General features: G+C 42.5%; 11 protein-coding genes. 9 read left to right on the plus strand and 2 right to left on the minus strand.

The features are described from left to right. Positions 1-49 precede the first annotated feature (49 nt). Both ACW6NC_RS08335 and ACW6NC_RS08340 read left to right on the plus strand, forming a co-directional pair. Positions 50-850, plus strand: coding sequence for an O-methyltransferase (locus tag ACW6NC_RS08335; RefSeq protein WP_457865142.1), 801 nt, complete (start codon positions 50-52; stop codon positions 848-850). 43 nt (positions 851-893) lie between these two features. After that, positions 894-1,592 carry an ABC transporter ATP-binding protein gene (locus tag ACW6NC_RS08340; protein WP_457865143.1) on the plus strand — a complete coding sequence of 233 codons (699 nt, stop codon included), beginning with the start codon at positions 894-896 and terminating at the stop codon, positions 1,590-1,592. Positions 1,593-1,596: 4 nt separating this feature from the next. On the opposite strand, the gene ACW6NC_RS08345 is transcribed toward ACW6NC_RS08340, so the two are convergent. Continuing rightward, positions 1,597-2,241, minus strand: coding sequence for a protein-L-isoaspartate(D-aspartate) O-methyltransferase (locus ACW6NC_RS08345; protein ID WP_457865145.1), 645 nt, complete (start codon positions 2,239-2,241; stop codon positions 1,597-1,599). A gap of 133 nt (positions 2,242-2,374) precedes the next feature. Between ACW6NC_RS08345 and ACW6NC_RS08350 the strand changes: the two genes are divergently transcribed. The 7 genes from ACW6NC_RS08350 (at position 2,375) to miaA (ending at position 9,426) form a co-directional block, all read left to right on the plus strand. After that, positions 2,375-3,340, plus strand: coding sequence for a Gfo/Idh/MocA family protein (locus tag ACW6NC_RS08350; protein WP_457865147.1), 966 nt, complete (start codon positions 2,375-2,377; stop codon positions 3,338-3,340). Positions 3,341-3,365: 25 nt separating this feature from the next. Beyond that, complete coding sequence (locus tag ACW6NC_RS08355) at positions 3,366-4,256, plus strand: 3-hydroxyacyl-CoA dehydrogenase family protein (protein WP_457865149.1); 891 nt, start codon at positions 3,366-3,368, stop codon at positions 4,254-4,256. An 11-nt stretch (positions 4,257-4,267) separates the two neighbouring features. Then, on the plus strand, positions 4,268-5,503 hold the full coding sequence (locus ACW6NC_RS08360; RefSeq protein ID WP_457865150.1) for a DUF1015 domain-containing protein: 1,236 nt from the start codon (positions 4,268-4,270) through the stop codon (positions 5,501-5,503). Positions 5,504-5,513: 10 nt separating this feature from the next. Continuing rightward, on the plus strand, positions 5,514-6,173 hold the full coding sequence (locus tag ACW6NC_RS08365) for a YggS family pyridoxal phosphate-dependent enzyme (protein ID WP_457865152.1): 660 nt from the start codon (positions 5,514-5,516) through the stop codon (positions 6,171-6,173). 9 nt (positions 6,174-6,182) lie between these two features. After that, positions 6,183-7,559: an exonuclease domain-containing protein gene (locus ACW6NC_RS08370; protein WP_457865154.1), complete on the plus strand. Its 1,377-nt coding sequence runs from the start codon at positions 6,183-6,185 to the stop codon at positions 7,557-7,559. A 120-nt stretch (positions 7,560-7,679) separates the two neighbouring features. Then, complete coding sequence (locus ACW6NC_RS08375) at positions 7,680-8,516, plus strand: ion transporter (protein WP_457865155.1); 837 nt, start codon at positions 7,680-7,682, stop codon at positions 8,514-8,516. Beyond that, on the plus strand, positions 8,509-9,426 hold the full coding sequence (miaA, locus tag ACW6NC_RS08380; RefSeq protein WP_457865157.1) for a tRNA (adenosine(37)-N6)-dimethylallyltransferase MiaA: 918 nt from the start codon (positions 8,509-8,511) through the stop codon (positions 9,424-9,426). Before ACW6NC_RS08375 ends, miaA begins: the two co-directional genes overlap by 8 nt. Here miaA and ACW6NC_RS08385 read toward each other — a convergent pair. After that, a partial coding sequence (locus ACW6NC_RS08385) for an Ig-like domain-containing protein (RefSeq protein ID WP_457865159.1) occupies positions 9,427-11,967 on the minus strand: 2,541 nt, incomplete at its 5' end.

Genomic DNA, 11,967 nt, shown 5'->3' on the forward strand with positions numbered 1-11,967 from the left:
ATGAATTCATACCTCATAGCTGAGAACATCATTTAATTCCCTTTTTGAAATGTGGTTAAGATACCTGAAGTTTCTATTAAAGAGCCAGAACCAACACGGTTTGCATTCACCTTTTGTGTATGAGCTGGTTACCCGGTGTTTTTATGATAAGACCAATTACCCTCAGTATGAGGTAATGGAAGCCTATCGAAAAGAGCTGCTGGAGGATAAAAGGAAGATCACGGTTACGGATTTCGGGGCTGGCAGCAGGGTTTTTAAATCCAAAGAAAGAGAGGTTGCTGCCATTGCAAGGAATGTCGGAATACCGCGTAAAAGAGCTAAATTCCTATTCAGGCTTGCAAAATATCTGGAGTGCAAAAACATCCTGGAACTGGGCACTTCCCTTGGAATTGGCACATCAGCACTTGCTTTGAACGAATCGGCACAAGTAACCAGTATTGAAGGCTGTCCGCAAACTTCAGAAGTAGCCAGGGCTTACCTTAAAAAGTTTGGTTTCGAAAATGTCAATCTGGAAGTCGGAGCCTTTGAGCAGGTGCTAACCTCAATAAGGCCAGGAAGTCCTTTAACAATGGAAGGTGAAAACCGCACAAAATCCACTTTTGACCTGGTATACTTTGACGGGCATCACACCAGGGAGGCAACTCTAAAATACTTTGAATTACTGCTGGAGGCCGCTCATAATGATTCGGTTTTCGTCTTTGATGATATTCACTGGTCCCCGGGGATGGAGCAAGCCTGGGAAACCATCACACAACATCCAAAGGTCAGGGTGAGCATCGATACTTTTTACCTGGGATTGATTTTTTTCAGAAAAGAACAGGTAAAACAAGATTTTATAATTCGCTTGTAACAAATCGGAACGACCGGCGTCCTATTGACACAAAACATTCTTCATGAGCAAAGTCATCGAGATCAGAAACATTACCCGGGATTTTCCTCTGGGCAGTGAAATCGTAAAAGTATTAAAAGGTATAGACCTGGACATTGACCGGGGGGAATATGTCGCCCTTATGGGACCTTCAGGATCCGGAAAATCGACTTTAATGAATTTGCTGGGATGCCTGGATACACCTACTTCTGGATCGTATATCCTCAACGGGGAGGATGTAAGTAAAATGAGCGATGATGAGCTGGCCGAGATCAGAAATAAAGAGATCGGTTTTGTTTTTCAGACCTTCAACCTTTTACCTAGAACCACTGCACTGGATAACGTGGCCCTGCCAATGGTTTACGCGGGCTATACCAAGGCTGAAAGAACTAAAAGAGCTGAGGAAGTGCTCACCAATGTTGGCCTGGCCGACAGGATGGACCACAAACCAAACCAACTCTCGGGAGGGCAAAGACAGCGGGTTGCTGTTGGTCGCGCCCTGGTTAATAACCCTTCTATTATTCTGGCTGATGAGCCCACCGGAAACCTGGATTCAGTAACATCCGTTGAAATCATGAAACTCTTTGATAAAATTCATGCTGAAGGGAATACGGTGATCCTGGTTACCCACGAAGAAGAAATAGCAAGGCATGCTCACCGAATTGTACGACTAAAAGATGGAATGGTAGCCAGTGATGTGAAACAGGATCAGGTCACCAGCTAAAAGCTTAATTTTTATCTTCCAGTAAGGGAACGAACCTGAACTGTCCGAATTCTGTTTTATCAAATTCCTTTGGAGATTTCCTGATAAGCATCGTCATTGTTTGAACCTCTGAACCCACCGGGATGACCATCCTACCACCTACTTTTAATTGGCCCAGCAGATCTTTAGGGACATAAGGGGCACCCGCCGTTACTATGATCTTATCAAAAGGTGCATATTCCGGTAATCCTTTATAGCCGTCACCAAAACTCAGGTGTTTAGGCCTGTAGCCTATTTTATTGAGGAAGTTCTTAGTCTTTTTATACAGTTCGCGCTGGCGTTCTATGCTATAGACCTTGGCTCCGAGTTCACAGAGCACCGCGGTCTGATAACCACTCCCTGTACCGATTTCCAACACCTTATCCCCTTTTTTGATCTCGAGCTTTTCGGTCTGAAAAGCTACAGTATAAGGTTGAGAGATAGTCTGATCCGCAGCGATAGGGAAGGCTTTATCCTGGTAGGCGTGATCCTCGAAACTACTATCCATAAAGAGATGTCGGGGAATTTTCCCGATAGCATCCAGTACCTTTTTATCCGTGATTCCCTTTCTGGAAACCGTCTTAACCAGTTGCTGCCTTTTTCCTTTATGACGAAAGTTATCCTCTACCACCTTAACATAATTTTAGGATGTAAAAATACTTAAAGATAGTGGTGTTTTGCAAGCAAAAGCAGGAAGGATTATTCCGGGGTTTTCTAAACTATTTGCAATCAAAATACTATTTTTGTTTCAAAAGCTAAAATATATGTTGAAAGTAGGGGTTTTGGGTGCAGGACACTTAGGAAAAATTCATTTACGCCTCCTTAATGAGTCGGATAAATATGAGTTAGTAGGGTTCTTCGATCTCAATTCAGAAAACGCGAAAAAAATATCAGAAGAATTCGGTTACAGATACTTTTCCGATCTAGATGAACTCATCAATGCAGTAGATGTAGTCGATGTTGTGACCCCTACCCTTTCCCATTATGAAACGGCAAAAAAAGCAATTTCCGCAGGGAAGCATCTTTTTGTCGAAAAGCCAATTACCAATACTTTCGAAGAAGCTCAGGAACTTATCGAATTGGCTAAGGAAAAAGGCGTGAAAGGTCAGGTAGGTCATGTAGAGCGCTTCAACCCCGCTTTTAGAGCTGTAGTTTCCAGAATAGACAACCCGATGTTCATTGAAGCCCACCGGTTGGCAGAGTTTAATCCGCGCGGTACCGATGTGCCGGTTGTTCTGGATCTGATGATCCATGATATTGATGCCATTTTGAGCGTAGTTAAATCAAAAGTAAAAAGCATAAATGCCAGCGGGGTTTCAGTCATAAGCGACACCCCCGATATCGCTAATGCCCGCATAGAGTTTGAGAACGGCTGCGTGGCCAATCTTACGGCCAGCAGGATCTCGATGAAAAATATGCGTAAGTCGCGATTCTTTCAGCGAGATGCTTACATCTCTGTAGATTTCCTTGAGAAAAAATGCGAGGTGGTAAAGATGAAAGACGCCCCGGAGCATCCAGATGAGTATGCGATGGTACTGCAAAATGCCGAAGGTATAAAGAAACAGATCTATTTCGATAATCCCGAAGTCTCTCCAAATAATGCCATCCTTGATGAGCTGGAGACTTTCGCCGATGCCATCAATAATAACAGCACCCCAATAGTAACTCTGGAACAAGGCGCTGAAGCCCTAAGAGTAGCTAAAGGAGTGATCGAAAGTTTTAGTAATTAAACCAAACCACACAAAAAACACAGCAATGAAAAATATTTCAGTAATAGGAGCAGGAACGATGGGCAATGGAATCGCCCATACTTTTGCGCAGTTCGGATATAAAGTAAACCTGATCGATATCTCAGAAGAAAGTCTGGAAAAAGGTTTAAAAACCATTTCGGGAAACCTTGACAGGATGGTATCCAAGGAAAAGATCAGTGAGGCCGATAAGGAAACCACCCTGAACAATATCACCACCTTCACCAAACTGGAAGAAGGAGTAAAAGATGCCGATGTTGTGGTGGAGGCCGCAACAGAGAATGAAGCGCTTAAGTTAAAGATTTTCCGAGAGTTGGATGAGTACTGCAGAAAAGACAGTATTCTGGCCAGTAACACCTCCTCTATTCCAATCACGAAGATCGCGGCTGAAGTTTCAAACCCCGAGAGAGTTATTGGGATGCACTTTATGAATCCCGTACCGATCATGAAGCTGGTAGAGATCATTCGAGGCTATAATACTAGTGATAAGGTTACCAATAGCATTATGGAACTTTCACAAAAGCTAAATAAAGTGCCGGTAGAGGTCAACGACTATCCGGGATTTGTGGCCAACCGCATCCTGATGCCCATGATCAATGAAGCCATTGAGAGCCTCTACAACGGGGTTGCCGGAGTCTATGAGATAGATACCGTAATGAAACTGGGAATGGCGCATCCTATGGGGCCTTTACAGTTGGCAGATTTCATTGGTCTGGACGTATGCCACTCCATCCTTGAGGTGATGTATGACGGGTTCAAGAATCCGAAATACGCGCCCTGTCCTCTACTTACCAACATGGTAAGAGCCGGAAAGCTTGGTGTGAAGTCCGGAGAAGGATTCTATGACTATTCGGAAAATAAAAAAGCTGAAAAGGTTTCAGCACAATTCAGCAAATAGTATAAGGAAAATTGGCAAAAATAATTCCATTCAAAGCGGTGCGACCGGTGAGAGCCAAAGCAGGTCTGGTAGCCAGTCGCCCCTATGAAGATTACAGCGCTGAAGAGTTAACCGCTCAGCTGGAGTTCAATCCCTTTTCCTTTTTGCACATCATCAACCCTGGCTATAAGTTTCAGCAAAACCTCAAGGGAGAGAAGCGTTTTCAAATGGTGAAAAACCGCTACCTGGAATTCAAGGAAGAAGGTACTTTTATCCAGGAGAAAAAGCCAGCCTATTATATTTACAAGGTAAAAAGCAGGGGCAGCAGTATTAGCGGGATTATTGCCGCGACATGTGTAGATGATTATAAAGAGAACGTAATTAGAAGGCATGAAGACACCATCGAGGACAGGGAATTGCTTTTTAAGGATTACCTTAAAACAGTAGGTTTCAACACTGAACCGGTGCTTCTGACCTATCCCGATAATAAAGACATCAATTGCATTATGCGAGAGATAATGGAGGGCAAGCCGGAATATGAATTCGCGACTCCAAACCGGGAATTACATTATTTATGGATTATTGACCAGCCGCAGCTAATTGAAAAGATCCAACAGGAATTTCAAAGAACTCCTCAGCTCTATATTGCTGATGGGCACCACCGCTGCGCTTCTTCATACCGGTTGGCCACGGAATCCAGGGAAGCCAATGCAGGTCATACCGGGGAGGAACCCTATAATTTTTTCATGAGTTATCTCATCTCGGAGAGCAATCTAAAAATTCATGAATACAGCAGGCTCATCAAGGACCTTAACGGGCATAGCAAAGAAGAGTTTCTTATTTTACTAGATGAGAATTTCCGCATCGAAAACAGGGGCCTGGAAGTTTACCGGCCATCCCAAAAGCATCATTTCAATATGTACCTCGATGGGGAATACTATTCCCTGTATTTGCGAAAGACCAATTATGAGTTTAGCGATTCTTTGTGTAAATTAGATGCTTATATACTCTACCAAAAGGTTTTAAAACCAATTCTGGGTATCGAGGATCTTCGAAATGACAAGCGCATCGCCTACATACATGGCCGTAATGATCTGATTGAATTAAAAACCAGGATAGATTCCGGGGAATTTGCAGTAGGTTTCGGGATGTTGCCAGTGAATATAGAAGAGATCAAAGAGATCGCTGATGAAAACCTGACCATGCCGCCGAAAACTACTTATATTGAGCCTAAACTCAGAAGTGGATTGACGATTTACGAATTTTAAGTTCAGAGGGATGAACATATCAGAAAACATAAAGAAATACAGGGAAGAGCTTCCCGAGAACGTAAAGCTCGTGGCTATTTCCAAGACCAAGCCCAACGAAGATATCCTGGAAGCTTATCAGGCAGGCCAACGCATTTTTGGGGAAAACAAAATCCAGGAAATGACCGAAAAATGGGAAGCTCTGCCCAAAGATATTGAATGGCACATGGTTGGACATGTCCAACGCAACAAAGTGAAATATATGGCCCCTTTTGTTGGCCTGATTCATGCAGTGGACAGTTTAAAATTACTGAAAGAAATTAATAAACAAGCCAAAAAACACGAGCGGGTCATAAAGTGCCTGCTGCAGATAAAGATTGCCGAGGAAGATTCCAAATTTGGAATTTCAGCAGAAGAAGCTGAGGAAATGCTGGCTTCAGAAGCCTATAAGAAAATGGAAAACACCAAGGTTATCGGCCTGATGGGGATGGCTACATTCACAGATGATGAAAAGCAGGTTTCCGGGGAATTCCAATATCTCAAAAAGGTGTTTGATGCGTTAAAAATAAAATACCCCTCCCTCGAAGAGCTTTCTATGGGAATGAGTGGGGATTATAAGCTAGCCGTTGAGAACGGAAGCAGTATGGTGAGAATTGGAAGCAGCATTTTTGGCGAAAGAAATTATAATTAAGGAGGATTTTTGTACGCAATTTTAGACATAGAGACGACAGGCGGAAAATACAATGAGGAAGGAATTACCGAGATTGCTATTTATAAATTTGACGGTCACCAGGTGACGGATCAGTTCATCAGCCTGGTGAACCCTGAGAAGCCCATTCAGCCATTTGTGGTTAACCTTACCGGAATCAACAACGAGATGCTCCGCAGTGCACCGAAATTTTATGAGGTTGCCAAAAGGATTGTGGAGATCACCTCGGATTGTGTAGTGGTAGCCCACAACGCCCAATTTGATTACCGGATTCTGAGAACCGAATTCAGAAGACTAGGCTTCGACTTTGAGCGAAAATCGCTTTGTACGGTAGAGCTATCCAAGAAACTGATCCCCGGACAACAATCCTATAGTCTGGGTAAACTTGTGCGGGCTCTTGGAATTCCTTTAAGTGATCGACACCGTGCCACAGGTGATGCGCAGGCTACCGTTAAACTTTTTAAGATGCTCCTGGCCAAGGATGTCGAAAAAGACATCCTGAAAGATGCAGTTCGGGCAGAACCCAAGCGTCATTTAGACAGCAAACTCGTCCACATCCTGGAGGATCTTCCCGGAATCACGGGAGTTTACTACCTGCATGATGCTGAAGGAGAAATTCTCTACATCGGGAAGAGCAAAAATATCAAGAAACGGGTAAATCAGCATTTTACCAACGAGCATCATAAATCCAGGCAAATGCAAAAAGAGGTAGCTTCGGTAAGCTATGAAGCTACTGGAAATGAGCTTATCGCTTTGCTAAAAGAAAATCAGGAGATAAAGCACAACAAACCCAAATACAACAAAGCCTTAAAAAGAAATGTTTTTTCGCATGCCCTTTACCATTTTACTGATGAAGAAGGTTTTATCAACTTCAAAATAGGAAAAGCCGGAAGAGCAAAAAGCATCACCACCTTTTCTTCCTTAAAAAGAGCCAGAAACGTATTGGAAATGTGGGTGGAGGAATATGAACTTTGCAAACGGCTTTGCGGACTTGAAAAGGGAACGAGCAATTGTTTTAATTACAGTATAAAAGCTTGTCATGGAGCCTGTGTAAAAGAGGAGTCTGCTCAGACCTATAACCAACGAGCCCTTGAGCTTATCGCCAACCATTCATATACTTTACAGAATATGATCGTTATTGATAAGGGAAGAGATATTGATGAAAAAAGCGCCTTATTAGTCGAGGATGGCGAGTTCAAAGGTGTGGGATATTATAACCTCAATCACCAGGTTCATCATCTGGACATTATAAGATCTATCATCACCCCGATGAATAATGACCGGGATGCCCAGCATATTATCCAGAGTTATCTACGCAGAAACAAGCGTTTGAAGATCATTGATCTGAAGCCAGAGGAACGCACTTGAATACTTTCAATTTCTCCTTTTAGAATCCCTTCAGGTGTAATCCAACAATAAAAGAAGAAGTTTTTCTACTTATACTTTCAGAATTATTTAAATTTGAATGAATCCTAAGCTAATAACTTCTTGAATAAAGAAACTGATCCTAAATTATCAAAATGGAGAAATAAGCTCCATGAGGTAATCTATGAAGCTGATACCCGGGCAGGTAGATTCTTTGATGTAGCACTTCTCCTAGTTATTCTATTGAGTATTGTTCTGGTGATGCTGGAAAGTGTAGCGAGTTATCGATCAAAATTTTACTGGAGTTTTTATATAGCAGAATGGATTATCACCATAATATTTTCAATTGAGTATATCTTGCGGATCATAGCCATCCGAAGACCAAGAAAATATATTTTTAGTTTTTACGGAATTGTAGACCTGCTTTCTACTATCCCTACCTATGTCGCTTTTATTTTTGGTGGAAGTAATTTGCTCTTTGCTATCCGGGCATTAAGGCTATTAAGGGTTTTTAGGATATTAAAGATTACAAGGTATATAGGAGAATCCAACAAATTAATGGATGCCCTTAAAAACAGTAAAGCCAAAATTCTTGTATTTTTATTTGCAGTACTAATCATCTGTATAATTATGGGTACGGTAATGCACCTGGTAGAAGGAGAAGAAGGGGGCTTTGATAATATTCCAATTAGTATTTACTGGTCTATTGTTACTTTAACCACGGTTGGCTTTGGGGACATACATCCTATAACTCCACTTGGAAGATTTATCGCTTCTGCCTTAATGATCATGGGTTACGGGATCATCGCAGTACCAACCGGGATTGTCAGTGCTGAGTACAGTAACGTCAATAAACCAGCGGTTCCAACCAATACCCAGGTCTGTCCTTACTGTAATGAAACAAAACATCTGAATGGTGCCGAATATTGCCATAACTGCGGAAATAAACTGAATGCCTGATCACTACCTTATCACTGTTGCAGGCCCTACGGCCATTGGCAAAACAGCGCTGGCCATTAAGCTGGCCAGGCATTTTAATACCGAAATAATCTCTGCGGACTCCAGGCAATTCTTCAAGGAAATGAGTATCGGAACTGCCGTACCTTCCAAAGAAGAGCTATCAGCAGCCACACATCATTTCATTCAGAACATCTCTGTAGAAGATTATTACTCGGTAGGTGATTTTGAAAGGGAGGTGATACAAAAACTGGAAGAATTGTTCAAGAAGCACCAGCATGTAATTATGGTAGGTGGAAGCGGACTTTATGTTAAAGCGATTCTCGAAGGTCTAGATGATTTTCCAGCAGTCGATCCGGATATAAGACAGAAGCTTAATACCATATATGAAACAAAGGGGATTGAGCCTCTTCAGCAGCAGCTGGAAGACCTGGATCCCGAATATTTTAAAATAGCAGATATTCAAAATCCTCACCGTCTCATAAGGGCTTTGGAAATCTGCATTGGAAGTGGACAAACCTACTCCTCTTTTCTAAACCGAAAAAAACCTGAAAGGAACTTTAAAACAATTAATATAGGTTTGGAAGCTGAAAGGGAAATAATCTATGATCGGATAAATCGGAGAGTTGACCTGATGATGGATGAAGGTCTTCTGGAGGAGGCTGAAGCCCTGTTCCCTAAACGCCGCCAGAATGCTCTTAACACGGTAGGTTATAAAGAATTATTTAATTACTTCAAAGGAATTTACTCCCTGGAAACCGCGGTAGCAGAGATCAAGAAAAATACCCGAAGGTTCGCCAAGAGGCAACTCACCTGGTTTAGAAAACAGGATCAGATACACTGGTTTGATTATAATACTCCTTCCGAAAAGATCATTGAATACATAGAAAAAAAGATTTCCAAAAACCAATGATCAATTCCTGATAATAAGTCGTCGAATGATTTCGTCTTCATTGGTAATAATTCGTAGCGTATAGACCGCATTTTGTACGCCATCTATTTGCAGCTCGTATTCCTGATCACTTTTATCGAAAGCTTTCGAAAGAATAAACCGGCCTCGTTTATCAAAAACAAAGACTTGTTCAACGGTTATATCCTGTGGCGTCGATATTTTTACCAGCCCGTCAGTAGGATTGGGATATAGAAATACATAATCGTTATCTCGCGGGGGTTCCGTGCAACTACCGGGATTGGCATTTACAAATACTATGGTGTTCAGACTGGTGGAGTTTCCGCTGGGATCAGTTAGCGTTAAAGATACGGTATTCTGCCCGGTGTCTTCACAGGTAAAGCGGCTTTTACTCACACTAAAAATGACCTCCCCACAATTATCAGAGGAACCATTATCCAGATCTTCTGGTGCGATCTCGGCAATACCGTTTTCATCGAGGATCACACTGATAAAAGTAACCTTAGCTGTAGGTTGCATATTATCCTCTACCACCACCGTAATTTCACAGGAACCACTTCTCTCTCCAGTCCAGCTTAATTCTATAACATTTTCCCCGATATCCTCACAGTTAAACTCCAATTGAGACGCTACCAGGTTCAATCCTGTCGCATCACCCGAATAGAGATCATTTAATGTCACATTTGCAGAACCGGATTGATTGAGCTGAAGGTTAATGGGAGTTTCAATACACTGGAAATCCTCAGACAAACTATTTACAGTTATCCTTACCGTAGCCACATTAGAATCATCAGAACCATCATTGGCTATATAAGTAAAGCTGTCAGGTCCGGAATATCCCGCATTGGGCTCATAGGTGAAAGACCCATCGGATTTTATGTTAAGGGTTCCATTTTGTGGGCTGTCCGCCAGTATAGCGGTTAGAGCATCATCTTCAGCATCGGTATCATTGTCCAAAACCCCTGGAGCAATAACAGTTAAAACATCATCCTGATCGACAGAATAATTATCATCATTGGCAACGGGAGCGGTATTTCCAGGGGTTATAGCATTCACAGTAATTCTTACCGTAGCCACATTGGAATCATCAGCACCATCATTGGCTATATACGTGAAGCTGTCAGGTCCGGAATATCCTGCCTTGGGCTCATAGGTGAATGACCCATCGGAGTTTAAGCTAAGTGTTCCGTTTTGAGGACTTTCTTCCACAATAGCGGTTAAAGCATCATTCTCAACATCGGTATCATTGTCCAAGACCCCGGGAGCAGTTACATTTAACACATCATCCTGATCGACAGCATAACTATCATCATTGGCAACAGGAGCGGTGTTTGGAGGGGTTACAGCATTTACGGTAATGTTTACTGTAGCCACATTGGAATCATCAGAACCATCATTAGCTTTATAAGTAAAGCTGTCAGGTCCGGAATATCCTGCATTGGGCTCATAGGTGAAAGACCCATCGGAGTTTAAGCTAAGCGTTCCGTTTTGAGGACTATCCTCCAGTATAGCGGTTAATGCATCATCTTCAGCATCTTTATCATTGTCCAAGACCCCGGGAGCAATAACAATTAAAACATCATCCTGATCGACAGAATAATTATCATCATTGGCAACGGGAGCGGTATTTCCAGGTGTTACAGCATTCACAGTAATTCTTACCGTAGCCACATTGGAATCATCAGTACCATCATTGGCTATATACGTGAAGCTGTCCGGTCCGGAATATCCCGCATTGGGCTCATAGGTGAAAGACCCATCGGAGTTTAAGCTAAGCGTTCCGTTTTGAGGACTGTCCTCCACTACAACAGTTAAAGCATCATCTTCAACATCGGTATCATTGTCCAAGACCCCAGGAGCAGTCACATTTAATACATCATCCTGATCGACAGAATAGCTATCGTCGTAGGCAACAGGAGCGGTATTTGGAGGGGTTACAGCATTTACGGTAATGTTTACCGAAGCCACATTGGAATCATCAGCATCATCATTAGCTTTATAAGTAAAGCTGTCCCGTCCGGAATATCCTGCATTGGGCTCATAGGTGAAAGACCCATCGGAGTTTAAGCTAAGCGTTCCGTTTTGAGGAGTGTCTTCCACTATAACAGTTAAAGCATCATTCTCAGCATCAGTATCATTGTCCAAGACCCCAGGAGCAGTCACATTTAACACATCATCCTGATCGACAGAATAGTTATCGTCGTAGGCAACAGGAGCGGTATTTGGAGGGGTTACCGCATTTACGGTAATACTCACGGTAGCCGCATTAGAATCATCAGCACCATCATTGGCTTTATATGTAAAGCTGTCCGGTCCGGAATATCCTGCATTGGGCTCATAAGTGAAGGAGCCATCAGAGTTTAAAGTAAGTGTTCCATTTTGTGGGCTGTCGACCAGTACAGCAGTTAAAGGATCACTCTCAGCATCGGTATCATTGTCCAAGACCCCAGGAGCAGTCACATTTAATACATCATCCTGATCGACAGAATAGTTATCGTCGTAGGCAACAGGAGCGGTATTTGGAGGGGTTACCGCATTTACGGT

This window comes from Salegentibacter profundi (assembly GCF_054121475.1).